Source organism: Mucilaginibacter limnophilus, from assembly GCF_004005815.1.
GTDB lineage: Bacteria > Bacteroidota > Bacteroidia > Sphingobacteriales > Sphingobacteriaceae > Mucilaginibacter > Mucilaginibacter limnophilus.
This window is the reverse complement of the sequence record NZ_SACK01000003.1, coordinates 62,096-76,567: the sequence shown is the minus strand read 5'-3', so window position 1 is coordinate 76,567 and position 14,472 is coordinate 62,096. Positions and strand designations below refer to the sequence as shown.

The 14,472-nt window shown below is 41.7% G+C and carries 11 protein-coding genes; 9 read left to right on the top strand and 2 right to left on the bottom strand.

Translation table 11 applies throughout. From position 1 onward, the window contains the following. The first annotated feature begins 60 nt into the window (after positions 1-60). The 5 genes from EOD41_RS09365 (at position 61) to EOD41_RS09345 (ending at position 6,973) form a co-directional block, all read left to right on the top strand. Positions 61-4,248, top strand: coding sequence for a PKD domain-containing protein (locus EOD41_RS09365; protein WP_127704553.1), 4,188 nt, complete (start codon positions 61-63; stop codon positions 4,246-4,248). 11 nt (positions 4,249-4,259) lie between these two features. Next, positions 4,260-5,279: a PorP/SprF family type IX secretion system membrane protein gene (locus EOD41_RS09360; RefSeq protein WP_127704552.1), complete on the top strand. Its 1,020-nt coding sequence runs from the start codon at positions 4,260-4,262 to the stop codon at positions 5,277-5,279. Positions 5,280-5,324: 45 nt separating this feature from the next. Next, positions 5,325-5,717: a hypothetical protein gene (locus EOD41_RS09355; protein ID WP_127704551.1), complete on the top strand. Its 393-nt coding sequence runs from the start codon at positions 5,325-5,327 to the stop codon at positions 5,715-5,717. 20 nt (positions 5,718-5,737) lie between these two features. After that, the gene (locus EOD41_RS09350; protein ID WP_127704550.1) at positions 5,738-6,148 is read left to right on the top strand and encodes an OsmC family protein; all 411 of its coding nucleotides are present in this window, start codon (positions 5,738-5,740) and stop codon (positions 6,146-6,148) included. A 279-nt stretch (positions 6,149-6,427) separates the two neighbouring features. Further along, entirely contained in the window at positions 6,428-6,973 is a 546-nt protein-coding gene (locus EOD41_RS09345) for a hypothetical protein (protein WP_205780518.1), read from the top strand. A 54-nt stretch (positions 6,974-7,027) separates the two neighbouring features. Here EOD41_RS09345 and EOD41_RS09340 read toward each other — a convergent pair whose 3' ends face one another. Further along, positions 7,028-9,841, bottom strand: coding sequence for a TolB family protein (locus tag EOD41_RS09340; RefSeq protein WP_127704549.1), 2,814 nt, complete (start codon positions 9,839-9,841; stop codon positions 7,028-7,030). Between the two features lie 119 nt (positions 9,842-9,960). On the opposite strand from EOD41_RS09340, the gene hscA reads away from it, so the two are divergent. Both hscA and EOD41_RS09330 read left to right on the top strand, forming a co-directional pair. Continuing rightward, entirely contained in the window at positions 9,961-11,817 is a 1,857-nt protein-coding gene (gene hscA / locus EOD41_RS09335; protein ID WP_127704548.1) for a Fe-S protein assembly chaperone HscA, read from the top strand. A gap of 47 nt (positions 11,818-11,864) precedes the next feature. Further along, positions 11,865-12,503 carry a hypothetical protein gene (locus EOD41_RS09330; RefSeq protein WP_127704547.1) on the top strand — a complete coding sequence of 213 codons (639 nt, stop codon included), beginning with the start codon at positions 11,865-11,867 and terminating at the stop codon, positions 12,501-12,503. Here EOD41_RS09330 and EOD41_RS09325 read toward each other — a convergent pair. Next, positions 12,496-13,056, bottom strand: a complete 561-nt coding sequence (locus tag EOD41_RS09325) for a YqgE/AlgH family protein (RefSeq protein WP_127704546.1) — start codon at positions 13,054-13,056, stop codon at positions 12,496-12,498. The two genes, EOD41_RS09330 and EOD41_RS09325, sit on opposite strands and share 8 nt — an antisense overlap. Before the next feature lie 105 nt (positions 13,057-13,161). Here EOD41_RS09325 and pdxH point away from each other — a divergent pair, with 105 nt between their 5' ends. Beyond that, positions 13,162-13,809: a pyridoxamine 5'-phosphate oxidase gene (gene pdxH / locus EOD41_RS09320; RefSeq protein ID WP_127704545.1), complete on the top strand. Its 648-nt coding sequence runs from the start codon at positions 13,162-13,164 to the stop codon at positions 13,807-13,809. After that, positions 13,806-14,303, top strand: a complete 498-nt coding sequence (locus tag EOD41_RS09315) for an NADH-quinone oxidoreductase subunit C (RefSeq protein ID WP_127704544.1) — start codon at positions 13,806-13,808, stop codon at positions 14,301-14,303. The genes pdxH and EOD41_RS09315 overlap by 4 nt, the downstream gene beginning before the upstream one ends. The last annotated feature ends 169 nt before the right edge of the window (positions 14,304-14,472 follow it).

Genomic DNA, 14,472 nt, shown 5'->3' with positions numbered 1-14,472 from the left:
CTCGCTGACCCCTATGATACTTTGCCACGAGTAAGCGGGTTAGTTATGTAGTTTAATTAGATGAATAAAATATCTACCCGGTATCTTCTTCTTGCATTTTTTGCCTTACTTGGTACAGTAAGCGCATTCGGGCAAACCACACTTACCATTCAAAATTTTGAAACTGGAACACCGTATGCGCGCGGGTCGTCAATAGCAGTCCCGTTTCATATTGATGATCAGGCTGGTAATATTAATCAGAATAACGTTTTCAATTTATATTTATTGGATGCAAGTAATAATGTTCTTAACGGCGGCAACCCAATTGGTACACAGGCAGGTTTTTATGCAACATTTGTTAACGGTACAATCCCGGCGGGTGTAGCTGCAGGCAGTGGATATAAGGTTCGCATTACAAGCACAAATCAACAAGGGCCGGCAGTAGCAGTTACATCTGCTCCGTTTGATATAGCTTCAAGCCTTACAATTAACCCCCAGGCACAATCAAACATTGCAATTAACTCTCAGGTTTGGGGAAGATGTACAGGCACAAGTGCGCAAAACTTTCAAATAACCAACCAATCAACCGGCGTTACAAACAGCACCATTACCGTAATAAATGAATTTAATCAAACCGTTAGTCCCCAAAATGCAACATTTAATGGCACGTACACTTTAGCAGTTCAAGAAACAAATTATACAGTTATAATAAAAGGTGTTAACAATGGTATAATATCAACCAAAGCTTACACCTTAATTAATAACCCTTTGAAATCGAACATTGGTGGGAACAGTAATGATTCCAGATGTTTGTTAGGATCAAGCGTAACTGTAAGTTATCATATTGATACTAAAGATCCCAGCAATCCGGTGTCATTGGTTTATAACTACCCTGGGTTGGTATATAATATTAGTTGGGGCGATAATAATTCTGCCCCTATACCCATGCCATACAATAAGTTGCGTGCTGCTAATGGAGATATCAGTCATAATTACACCACTCCATCATGTGGTACAACATCAGGGCCAAGGCGCAATGCTTTCCCTCTTATAATAACAGCGAGTACAACTGTTTGCAGTGCTGTTTCATTAGAAAGCAAGAACATTACAATTACTTCTCCTGCTGAAGACAGGCTTGATAATCCAACACCTACAGGCTGTACAGGTGAGGCTATTACATTTGTTAACGGATCATATCCCGGGCAAGATCCAAATTCTACTTCAAGTAGTTGTGTTAATGCATCAGCAAGGTATGAATGGTATGTAGATGGCGTTAAACAACCCGGAACTTTCAGGCTTACCGACAATTTTACATATACGTTTCCAACAGCGAAAAATTATATTGTAGAAGTAAGATTGATTAATCCACCATCATGTTACATTGCCGGACAGCCGCATACCATTACCATTAAGCCGAGGCCGCAGCCAAATTTTAATATACTACCGGGTAATGTTGTTTGTAGTACATCAGCTGTAACGTTACAAAACACCTCACTTAATACTGATAATCAAACAGTATGGGATTGGAGAATTTCACCGGCCGGAGGTTATGCTTATACAGGGGGTACAAACAATGCCAGTCAAAACCCTCAAATAATTTTTAATACACCAGGTGTTTATAATGTACGGCTATTTGCCAGCAACGGTTGTACAAGCGTACCTTCTACTCAGGTACGCACTATAACAGTAAACGCTCAACCAATTGCTGAATTACCTGCTGATGTTTCACTATGTGGTGGCACCGGAAGCAGGCAAATAGCTTATACAAGCGACCAGACAAGTCAATTCTACGTACGTTTGGAGGGAACAACCACCGCTGATGCAAATACCTATTTTTGGGAAGTTACGCCACCTACCGGAGGAAGTGTTAATTTTATTGATCCTCCGAGTACAAAATACCCTCGTATCGAACTAAGCGGCACCGGTGTATTTACAGTTAAAGTAACGCACCGTAACAATTGTGATCCGTCGGGAAATGTGACCGACACACATACAATTACTATACAAGACGCTCCCGAGGTTGTATATACTCCACCTACACAAATTTTTTGTCCGGGGCAGGTAGTGCCGTTAACTGTTGATCAGATAAATGGAACCTACCAGACATTTAGATGGGAAACTCCCGGCGGCGGCACTTTTAGTAATACCGATCAGCTTACAACCAGTTATACCCCTACTCAGGCAGAATCTAATGCCGGTAGTGCAGTAGTCAAATTTATTGTTACTACTGGTTTACCTGCTCCATGTAACGAGGTAATTGAAACCATAACTATTCAACTTAATAAGCCAAATCCAATAACCAGTACGCTAACTCAAACTGTATGTAGTAATAAGGCATTTACTTACAATATTACAGCTGCTTTACCAAACAGCACTTTTGAATGGAAAGTTGATACCGATCCAAGCCAAACCTCATCGTATGCTGTAATCAATAATATGAACGGCACCGGGGCAATTATAAATGGTACTATTCAAAATACAAATCCCAACGGCGCAGCCATAAAAGTTACATACATTATTACACCAACAAATGCAGGTTGTACCGGTGACGAAGCGCGGCTGGTAGTGACAGTATTACCATCAAACCCGCTAATTGATTTCAATGTAACCCCGAGTCAGGGATGCGGGCCAGTAACTGTTACCATTACTAACTTATCACCAGCTGAAAACGGAACTTATGAATGGGATTTTGGAGATGGCACAACTTTTACCGGACAAAATCCTCCGCCACATGAATATCAACCATCAAATGTTGGTAAAGAAGAAGAGCATATAATTAAACTTAAACTTGTTAGCACTTGCGACAATTTCCCGGAGGTAACCAAATCGGTTTTTGTAAGCCCTGCAACACCGCTTCCAATTTTTAAAGCAACAGCTAACGGTAGCTGTGGTACCGTAACCATCAGTTTGCAAAATCTATCGCCGGGAAATAATCAGACAACAAGATTTTTATTGCTTGATGCCAACAAACAAGTGATTGATCAAACCACAACCGGAGGGCCATTTATAGTTCAGCCGAACACTGATGGTACATCAAAAATTGTATATGTTCGTTTAGAGGTGGTTGATAAATGCGGTACTTCAGCTTCTACTCCTCCGGATGCTGATCAGGGTTTTACCATTTCACCAAGTACTTTGATTCAGTCTGTTCAAATCTTAAAAACATCGCCGAAAACAGCGTGTACCGGCGAACCACTGATTTTTAACAACCAATCAACAGGCGATTCATTTACCTACAAAATTTATAAAGATTCGGATCCTACTCCTTATATGGTAGTTAATAATGTACCTAAAGGCCAATACAATTTTTCCGGTTTTACACAAGAAGGTACATACCGCATTACTGTAACTGCAAGTACAACTGGTTGCCTACCGCAAAGTGAATCAGCGCCTGATCAAATAACTATTTTGCAAAGCCCTGATGGCGTCACTGCTTCTTATCAAACAATTGACTGTGATAACTCTAAGTACCAGTTTAACGCAAATGGTATTAACGTTGCTAATTATAATTACAGCTGGAATTTTGACGATGGCTCAGCGCCTGACCTAAGGCAAAATCCAGATCATATATTTACAAGCCCTGGTCCATATAACGTTACATTAACGGTATCTAATGGCGTTTGCAGTTCTAATATACCGGTACAACCTGTTTTGGTAAGGCCTGAGGTAATCGCTGATTTCAGTGTACTTCCAGGTACAGAAATATCGATACCTAATTACCATTTTTCTTTCAGGGATAATAGCCAGGGTAACCCCGTGGCATGGGATTGGGATTTTGGGAATGGCGCGCCGCATTCTACTATACAAAATCCTGAATACACATATCCATTAACAGACATAGGCTCACATCAGGTTACGTTAACCGTATATGGCGGACGACTACCCGACGGAACACTTACCTGCCCAACAACTAAAACAGTTACTGTAACCATATCGGGCACACCGGGCACCTTGTTTGTACCAAACGCATTTATACCAAGCAGCAGCAACGCCTCTATACAAACATTTATGGCTAAGGGTAGTGGCATAAAAAGCTGGCATATGCAAATATTCAACAAGTGGGGCCAACTTGTTTGGGAAACAAATAAACTCGGCAGCGACGGCGAACCTATTGAAGGTTGGGACGGAAATTACAAAGGTTCTCCCGCCCCTCAGGGTGCCTATGTATGGCAGGTTTCGGCAACATTTATTAACGGTACCGAATGGAAAGGTATGTCATACAATAATTCAGCGCCGAAACGCAGTGGTACAATTAATTTAATAAGATAGATACTCAGATAATGAAGCTTAAGGCAGGTATATTGTTTCTTTTAGTATTTTCTTTCTCGGCTGTTTTCAGTCAGGATCACCAGTACTCGCAGTTCTTTAATTCGCCGGTGTACCTAAACCCTGCACTTAATGGACAATTTGAAGGTAACCTGCGCATGAGCCTCATTTATCGCAACCAATATACCTCGTTGCCTGGTAACCTTGATTATCTTTCTGCTTCAATAGATTATAACGTACCACGTTTTGGCGGCGGTTTTGGTTTGTTGTTCACCCGTAGTAGTGAGGGTACCGCTTATCTTAAAAAGAACAGCATTTCAGGTGTTTATTCGTACAGCGTTGGTTCGCAGGATTACGTTTTGTCTTTCGGGTTACAGGCCGGGGCCACTAACCGTAGTATTGATTTCAGCAAACTGTTGTTTGGCGATCAGATCGATCCGTCAATCGGGGTTATTCCCAGGCAGCAAACCTCTGCCGATCCGTTTCCTTACAACAACAAGTTTTATTTTGATTCGGGTGTCGGGATAAACCTGGTAGTGAAGGATTTTATGATCGGCGCCTCAATGCAGCATTTGAACCGGCCAAACGAGTCATTTACCGGAACACCTTATAAAGTGCCTGTGCGTACCACTGCACACCTTAGCTATAGGCTTGACCTCGACTGGAACGATAACCTTTATGAGTACGAAAAATCATACGTTATACCATCGGTAGTGGTTTATAATCAGGGTAAAGCTTATTCATATAACGCTGGTTTGCAGTATAAAAGGCGCAGTGTGAATGCCGGATTATGGTATCGTGGCGGTGCCGACGGGCCTAACGCCATTGTTATCTCGTTTATATTCGACCTGTTCATAAACCGTGAGGGCGGCGAAAAATTAAGGCTTGGCGTAAGTCATGACGTGCCTGCCCAAAGGCTTAATTATGGCAATACCAGCGGTACTACTGAAGGCAGCATTGTGTATGAAACCCCGGGCTCGGGCGAAGGTAATGTGCGGTTTAACGGTGCCAGAAGGTGTTATGATTTTTACTAAAAATTATTTTACCTTTAACCGCCTATTCTAACCGATAGTTAAACAATGAGAAATGTAGAAACTAAAAAAAGAGCCAAGCGCACCGGTTGGATCATTTTTGCGTTTTTAATAATATTCGCGCTTATTATCATTCGTTTTGCCATGTCGGGCGCTGTTGGGGATAGTTTTTTCAGCGGAATGCCAAGTAAAAGCGATGCCTATGATATGGCACAGCAATTTGTAAGGCCTGCGCTTCGTGGTTCGGATGTTGAATTTTCAGATCAGGGCTTTCAGTTTGGAAAGCAATCTGATTCGGTTTATGTAATTAAATCATACGCAGAAACCGAAACCGGCGATGACGAAAAACAAAGGATCGACTTTACTGTAATTATGAAATATAAAGGCGGCCCTGCTTCATACAAAAGTAACTGGGAGTTACAATCCATGAATATCAATTAAACAGCCAGCCTTCCTGTTAAATGATCGCTAAAAAGGAACCTGTACTAACCGCTACTTCAACAACGTCAAGGGCGAAATATCAAACCCTTGTACACAGCCGCAACCATACAGTTATTGTAGATGAGCCGCATGATAAAGGCGGAGAAGATACCGGTATGGATCCGTTCGGTTTGCTTCTGGCCAGTTTGGGTAGTTGCACCGGCATAACGCTACGCATGTATATCGACCGTAAAATGTGGGTGGTTGATGAAATAATCGTCGACCTGGAACTTTTCAAAACCGACCTTGGTACCCTTATAGAAAGGAAGATAACGTTTAAAGGCGAACTGATACAGGAGCAATTAGAACGTTTGGTTGAGATAGCCAACCTGTGTCCTATTCATAAAATACTTTGCGGCGACATAGATATTAAAACAACCGCATTTATATAAAAAAAATCAGGCCGGAATTACTCCCGGCCTGAACCAATCACTCTAAAACAATCACCTCTAACCAAAAGAAGTATCTTTAGATCAACAGTACTCTATTACTATTGATACACCTTATCAACGGCAAATTTAAATAAATGGTGCAACTTATATTGTTTAAACAATAGCTATGACGTCTGCATGACATTTATCAAGTGACTTCATGTGCTTTTTTAATGAAAATTTTTAAAGCAATAATTAAACTCTGTTGTTAATCAAATACATCTGAAAAACAATAAGTACATGAAGATCCATCAAAATAACATATTAGGCGAACTTGGCAGCGCCATTGGCAAAGGTCTGCTGGCGGGGCTTGCAGGAACTGCGGCAATTACGTTATCGCAAATAATTGAAATGAAAATAACCAAACGTGAGCCGAGCGACGCTCCTGTTAAGGTTGTTGAGGATACTGTTGATGTTACACCGGTATCAGAAGAAGGAAAACAAAAAGTATCGCAGGAAATACATTGGATTTATGGTACCTCATGGGGCATAGCGCGCGGACTGATTGCACTCACAGGTTTGCGCGGTTTTCCGGCAGCTGCGGTTCACTTTGCCGCAGTTTGGGGTACTGCGTTGGTGATGCTGCCAAAACATGATGCTGCAAAACCAATTAATGAGGAAGAACCAAAAGCTATCGCTATAGATGTAATGCATCATGCGGTGTATGCTGCTGCGGCTGGCTTAGCTTACGATGCGCTTGATGCAGGCAGTCGTAACGAACGCAGGGTACGTAAACTGATAGGCTATCTTAAATTTAAGGGCCTGCTTAAAAAACTGAAATTTTAGATTTTTTCAATTATACAAGGCCATCCACGGCAAAATACTGCGGGTGGCTTTTTTTTAAAAATAACTGACAGGCAGTACAATTTCTATCTGGTTACGTCCGCCTTGCCCGAAGATGTTATCATCAAGCAAACGGCTGTACCTGACGCCAAAAGTCAGCGACTGCTGATTAAAGAACTTTGTATCAAAAAACAACGTTGCCCCTACGCTTCTGAAATCGGCCTTAAACTTATTGCCACGGAAAAAATCAGTGCCGTGGGTATATTCATAAAACAGGTTTCCCCTGATTCGCAAAAGGTAAATAGTGTTAGCCACTCCTGCATCAGGGTATGCAATAGGGAAATGATAGTTAGCGCCAACTTTGTTCATGCGATAAAGGTTTTCGGCGGTATAACCCCTTGAAAAAGCAAAGTTGTTTGAAAAAGCCACATCATCATTACTGCCATGTTGTTGGTGTGAGGCCGTAATGATGAGGTTATGGTTTGCGCTTAATCCCGGAAAGTAAAAAGTACCAGCGGCCATAAACTGGTTACCGGTAGCATTAAGCGCATGCTTGTTTATAAAGGTGAAGCTTTGCCCGAAATGCGGATAAATATGCTGACGAGCCTGCTGTATCCGTGTTGAAAAAGTAAAATAACTATTCAGATAAGTGAAACTGCGGTTGAATGCATTAAATCCGGCCGGGTAATCAGTTCGGCTAAAATATATATCGGTACCAATGTTTAATCCTGTAAGCTGCCTGCCCCTGCTAAAGTTAAGCGGAACCTGTAGGCCGCCGTGAAAATTCATTTCATTCCAATACAACTGGCCTCCCTGGTAAAACCGGCGGCGCTCATACACATAATCAGCGCCTGCCGAAATGTAAGGGAACAAGGCACCATAGGTAGCTTCAAACCCAACTTGCTTATACCCTTCATTACGATTATAATTAAAAAATAATTCAGACTGGAAAGTATTCAGCACGTTCTCCCCCACAAGCGAAAATTTATAATCAGGATCGCTAATCTCGGGTATCAAGCTGTGAAAATTAAACAGGTTATGCCACTTGCTGTAAGACTGGGTTTTATAGCTGCTATCCTTCACAGTTGCTAGTAGCCCTGAAGCTTTATTTTTATTAAGCGATGCAATATTAAAGTTCGACAGTTCACCAAATCCGGACACCTCATTCCAACTTATTTCGCTTTTATTTACTTGGCTGATTTGATAACCATAAGCGGTAAAGCCGGTGAAAGCTATCTTATTTGCAGATACAGTAGGTTGATAATTTCCAATACTGTTTTTTAATAAATCACCTTCAAGTTTGTAAAGCTTTTTATCGCTTATGTTAAGTGCATATAAAGCATCGTTTTTTTTGCTTGTTGCTGTAAAGTAAACAGTATCACCTTTCAGAGAAAGAAAGCCGATAGGGTTCTCGTTAAAGGGCAGCAAGTAAGTATGCTTTCCTGATGTGGCATTAACCAAAGCGATGCTCATTTTGCCTAAGCTATCCCTTACAGCGGTAATCACACTACCATCAGCATAAAACTTTGGATATGTATAAAACAGGTTGGCCTGGTTGTTAACTGCTGTCAACAGGCAGCCTTTTTCTGCATCCAAAATATGCAGGGCGCTTCTCACGGATGAACTTACATCAACGGCAACAATTTGCTTGCCGTCGCTACTGAATGATGGCGAAAAATACTTGCTTCTGTTGGTCAACGCTTTGTCTTCACCTGTCTTAACATTAACTATCCTGATCTCGCTGTAATTTCTTATACTCCAGCGTAAATCCGGGCGATAGGATGTATAAACGATTTTTCCATTATTGTAATCCAGATAATTATCGGTGGTTACTCCGCGAACGCTGATCTTTTTTTCTAAGCTCCCGGTACGCTTTACAAAAACCGGCAAATGCTTCCATTCAGTTCTTAAATAGATCAGCGTTGTGTCATCTGCCCAAACAGGAAATTCTTGGTTCGCAATAAAATGACTTTTGAGATTTATACCCGCTGGTGCAGCATCATCAAACTGATCTTTAAAGTGATAAAAAGCATTTGCTCTGAAAGTGCTGTAATCTTCACCGGTATGTTTTTTTACAGCTTTTTGCAACGGATAAAATAAACCGTTAAATGATGCTGCGCTGTGCACTATATCCCGCCATATATTGGCGCCGTATTTTTCACGACCGTAAGCCACAAGCATATACCCAAGCGGATAATGGTTAGGCACATAATCAACATACGAGCCGTTACGCAGCTTCATCCAGCTATAGTTCTTACCTGCAGCCCAAAGTGCACGGTAGTCTTTAAAAAAATAAGGAAGCCTCCCCCTGCCCTGTTTGCTCAGCAAAGTTTCGTTATAAACGGCGTCGCCCTCAAAAAACCAGTCGGGTACGCTTAACGCGTTACCAATAGTCTGACCTCCCTCCCCAAAAACAATACGCAGTATATGCGACAAGCCCACATTCATGTTATTATATTGCTGCACATGGCGGTACTCATGTATGCTTAACAGTTCAGCCCATGGTGCGCTGCCAAGTTCAAAGCTGTTTTGTTGAGGTGTGAGATAGAATTCGCTGCGAAATGGCGCCAACCCAACATAACCGTTGGCCTCGGTAGTTTGATTTTGAAGCACAATGCTTACTTGTTTTTGGCGCTTGCCTATAGTTGGTACTACCTTACTGTCGGCCTGATCAATTACTGACGCGATATGCCTGGCAAGGCTGTCCATGCCCATCGGAAAAATAACCCGAGCCGAAGGAGTTACTACCTGTCCCCATTTAACTGATGGTGGATTACCCCCAAACTGCTGAGCACTAACAGAAGAAAAAAACAGCAGCTGCAGTGGCAGTTTCAATAAGAATGTTTTAACAATGAATTTAAGCTTTGGCATTGGATGTATAAGCACCGCAAAATATTAATAAAATGTGCAACAGGTGCATTAATTCTTAACTCTTCGTCATAAATCCAAAATCGATTAATGCAATTATTAAATAAACTTAACTTTGCCGCATGGCTAAAGTTTCTATTAACCTGGCAACAGGTTCGCTGCAAAAAGAAGAGATCATAGTTGGTATCGACCTAGGTACTACCAATTCATTGGTAGCTTTTATCAATCCCGACAAAAATCCGCAGGTGATCAACGATGCAGGCAAAGGTGTGTTGGTGCCTTCGGTTGTGCACTTTGGCCAAACAGGCGAAGTTACAGTAGGTAACGACGCTAAGAATTACCTGATCACCGATCCGCAGAATACTATTTTTTCTGTAAAGCGTTTGCTTGGTCGCTCGTACCATGATATTGAAAATTATAAAGATTTTTTTTCATACAAGGTGATTGACGATAACACGGAAAGCCTTGTAAAAATTAACGTAGGCGATAAGTTTTATACACCTATAGATCTTTCGGCTCTTATATTGAAAGAACTGAAAGAGCGTGCCGAACACGCCCTTAAAACTCCTGTTAATCGGGCGGTAATCACTGTTCCGGCATATTTTAATGATTCGCAAAGGCAGGCAACGCGCGACGCAGGCAAACTTGCCGGGCTTGATGTATTGCGCATTGTAAACGAACCAACCGCCGCAAGCCTTGCCTACGGCATAGGTTTAAATCCTGAAGAAACAAAGACCATTGCGGTGTATGATTTGGGGGGCGGTACTTTCGATGTTTCGATACTGCAAATACAAAACGGCATTTTTGAAGTGCTGGCCACCAATGGTGATACCTTTTTAGGTGGTGATGACTTTGACCGCCTGATTGTTGACTACTGGATTGAAAAGAATAATCTTGATAAAGCTGAACTGGCTAATAACCGTGAACTTTCACAGCAATTACGTTTGAAAGCCGAAGAAGCTAAAAAAGCATTTGCCCATCAAAGTTTGGTTAACGACAAGATTGGCGACATATGGTGCACTCTTGATCGTAACACTTTCAATGAATTGATACTGCCTAAAGTACAGCAAACCATTACTTGCTGCCAAAACGCCTTACGAGATGCTAAACTAACCGTGGATCAGATTGACGAGGTGGTTATGGTTGGGGGATCGACACGTACGGCGCTGGTTAAAAAGATGGTATTTGAATTTTTTGGCCGTAAAGTGCATGATGAAGTAAACCCTGATGAAGTTGTTGCTTTAGGCGCTGCCATACAGGCCGATATTATGGCAGGCAATCGTAAGGATATTTTGTTGCTTGACGTTACGCCGCTGTCGCTTGGAATCGAAACGATGGGCGGATTAATGGATGTGATCATTCCGCGTAATGCTAAGGTGCCTACTAAGGCAGGCCGGCAATACACCACCTCAGTTGACGGGCAGGTGAACATGAAAATCGCTGTTTATCAGGGTGAACGTGACCTGGTTAAGGAGAACCGCAAGCTGGCCGAATTTAATCTTAAAGGTATTCCGGCAATGCCTGCGGGTTTTCCAAAAATAGATATCAACTTTCTGCTGAATGCCGATGGTATTTTAAAGGTTCAGGCTATTGAACTGCGTTCGGGCGTAAAACAGGAAATTGAAGTGAAACCAACTTATGGCATTACCGACGACCAGGTTGAGCAAATGCTGATGGATAGCATTACTCACGCGAAAGACGACGTTAGCCAGCGTATGGTGATTGAAGCACGCACCGAAGGCGAACAAATGATTTATACTGTTGAGCGCTTTTTGCAAAAGCATGGATCATCGGTAACACAAGAAGAAACCGCTGCTACCCACCAGTATGTAGAAGCCCTTAAAGCTGCTTTAGCTACAGATGATAAGGATTTAATTCACAAAAAGATAGACGAGTTGAATGAACTTACCCGCCCTTTCGCTGAAAGGCTGATGGATCAGGCGATAAGTCATGCCATGAAAGGTAAAAGTATTGAGTAAGTTTTGAGGATATTTGTAAATTAGAGCCGTCTAAATCTTATCTCAATATGAAACGCTTCTCAAAGTTTTTGTCCATTGTGGTTATTTGCACCAGTTTTGCATCTTTGGCCTTTGGGCAATTTGGTAACCAGCACTTTTCAAACCAAATGATGGATCGGCAGATGCGCATGGGACAGATGTACAATTACGGAGTTTATGAATCTGATTTCAATTTGAAGTACGAATACATTGTTATGCTGAAAGATAGCACTACAAAAGAGGTAAAATCAAAAATCTATACAGACACTACCTTGCATAAAAATTATGTTTTGATTATAAACAAGGACTTCAAAAAATCTGACCCTAATAGAGAAATCAAAATTTATGCCGATCAAACCCTCAGCATCTCAAGAGAAACACCAAGCCACGAAATAGTGACCGGAAGTGCAACAGACAGTTGTTGGTTATTTAAAGTTATAGAAGGTCCTATCAAAGCTTATTCTTTTTTACCTCCGAATGCATCCCGTTTTAGTGAATATTCAATTGTAGGTATCCAGAAAGATGCCGGGCCAATTCTACCTTTTAAACCAGAAAATTTGATAAAGATGATTGCTCCAGAGCCTAAGGCTATGGAAAAATTCAAATACAAAGAGTATTTAAAGGCATTGAAGACCTATAACAAGAACATCGCTAAAAAGATTAATTAAGCGACGGATTTTCCGGGAAATTAGCAATGTGCGCATAGCGGTTTCCCAGGCTTTTTACCACTTCACGCCATAGGTTTTGGTCGTTATTAAACAGCATATCGGCCTGAAAGCTGTTGGCTACAATCCAGGTATCTTCAACCAGTTCGTCATCAAGCTGCCCTTGCGTCCAGCCTGAGTAACCGGTAAAGAATTTAATTTCGTTGTCGTTCAACTGGTAGTTATTTATCAGTTCTTTGACTTCTTCAAAGTCGCCGCCCCAGTAAACGTTATCCCATATTTCAATACCGCCTGATATCTTTTCAGGACAACGGTGTATAAAATGCAGCGTGTTTTTTGCAACCGGCCCGCCCTCATATACAGGAAGTTCTGAATATGATACATCAGGTAAGATATCACCAAGAAGGTAATCGCTTTGATGGTTAAGTACAAATCCCATCGCTCCATCGACAGAATATTCAGTAAGTAATATCACTGAACGCTTGAAATTCGGGTCCATCATAAATGGCTCCGAAATTAATAAACGCCCTGCGGCTGCCGATATAGAGTTAAGCATATGTTTATCGTTTTTTAATATTTAACAAACCTTATAAAAATATGTTCTGACGTCTAAATTACAATACTAATATTTACGGATTAATTAATTTGTAAGTTTGCAGTAATGGATAAAGAGCAATTACAAAACCTTCGGCAGGAGTACAGTTCGGCCAGTTTGGCTGAAAATACTACGCAGGATAATCCGGTTAAACAATTTGAACTATGGTTTCATGAGGCGCTCGAAGCACGCATACATGAACCGAACGCCATGACGCTTGCCACGGCCACGCATGACGGTCGCCCTTCAGCACGTATTGTTCTATTAAAAGGTTTTGATAATGATGGCTTTACATTTTTTACTAATTACTTAAGCCGTAAGGGACGTGAATTGGGTAAAAATCCATTAGGCGCGCTGGTGTTTTTTTGGGGCGAATTGGAAAGACAAGTGCGTATTGAAGGTACCATTGAAAAGGTGAGCAAAGAAGTATCTGAAAAATATTTTCATTCACGACCCAAAGGCAGCCAGGTAGGTGCTGTAGCATCACCGCAAAGTCAGGAAATTGCCGGACGTGAAGCCCTTGAAAGTAAATGGGCCCAACTGGAAGCTGAGTACGAAGGCAAGGAAGTGCCTAAGCCATCGCATTGGGGCGGTTATATATTGAAGCCGCAGGTGGTTGAATTTTGGCAGGGACGTCCAAGCCGCCTGCACGACCGAATAGTTTATAAAAAGGTTGATAAAAAGAACTGGAAAAAAGTACGCTTAGCGCCATGACATTTACCGATATAAAACAGCTGCTCATCAACAAGTTTGGTGAAGAAGTAATAGTTGGCGAAGAACTTAACGGACTTCAGCCCGCGTTACATATCTTACCCGAACGCATTGTTGATGTTTGCCGTGAACTGCGCGATAATCCGCAAACCTATTTTGACTTTTTAAATTGTTTAAGCGGTGTAGATTATGGTTTGGATGCAGGTAGGTTTGGTGTAGTATATCATTTTACGTCAATGCCTTACCGGCTTCAGCTAACATTAAAGGTAAGCGTTGCTCATGACCGCTCGACTGAAGAGTTACCCGAGTTTCCAAGCGTATCATCAGTTTACCGCACTGCCGACTGGCACGAACGTGAAGCGTATGACCTGGTAGGCATTTTCTTCACCGGTCACCCTGACCTAAGACGTATTTTGCTACCGGACGACTGGGAAGGTTATCCCTTAAGGAAAGATTATAAAGCGGCTGAATATTATAAGGGAATAAAGGTTGATTAACCACGCGTCATTGCGAGGAGCAAAGCAATCTCTGAACTATGTATTCGGAATTGCATATGTAAAGATTGCATCGTTCCTTATAATGACGGTTAGATAGCATATCAAAGTAAAAGTGACTGTTCAAAATACAAAATACGAAGAAGCGCTACATCGCTATAACCAAAAGATT

Excerpts from the sequence above, each read along its gene's own strand:
- pdxH (WP_127704545.1), top strand. The coding sequence starts at position 13,162 with ATGGATAAAGAGCAATTACAAAACCTTCGGCAGGAGTACAGTTCGGCC.
- EOD41_RS09345 (WP_205780518.1), top strand. The coding sequence starts at position 6,428 with ATGAAGATCCATCAAAATAACATATTAGGCGAACTTGGCAGCGCCATT.
- EOD41_RS09340 (WP_127704549.1), bottom strand. The coding sequence starts at position 9,841 with ATGCCAAAGCTTAAATTCATTGTTAAAACATTCTTATTGAAACTGCCA.
- EOD41_RS09360 (WP_127704552.1), top strand. The coding sequence starts at position 4,260 with ATGAAGCTTAAGGCAGGTATATTGTTTCTTTTAGTATTTTCTTTCTCG.
- EOD41_RS09355 (WP_127704551.1), top strand. The coding sequence starts at position 5,325 with ATGAGAAATGTAGAAACTAAAAAAAGAGCCAAGCGCACCGGTTGGATC.
- EOD41_RS09325 (WP_127704546.1), bottom strand. The coding sequence starts at position 13,056 with ATGCTTAACTCTATATCGGCAGCCGCAGGGCGTTTATTAATTTCGGAG.
- EOD41_RS09315 (WP_127704544.1), top strand. The coding sequence starts at position 13,806 with ATGACATTTACCGATATAAAACAGCTGCTCATCAACAAGTTTGGTGAA.
- EOD41_RS09350 (WP_127704550.1), top strand. The coding sequence starts at position 5,738 with ATGATCGCTAAAAAGGAACCTGTACTAACCGCTACTTCAACAACGTCA.
- EOD41_RS09330 (WP_127704547.1), top strand. The coding sequence starts at position 11,865 with ATGAAACGCTTCTCAAAGTTTTTGTCCATTGTGGTTATTTGCACCAGT.
- EOD41_RS09365 (WP_127704553.1), top strand. The coding sequence starts at position 61 with ATGAATAAAATATCTACCCGGTATCTTCTTCTTGCATTTTTTGCCTTA.
- hscA (WP_127704548.1), top strand. The coding sequence starts at position 9,961 with ATGGCTAAAGTTTCTATTAACCTGGCAACAGGTTCGCTGCAAAAAGAA.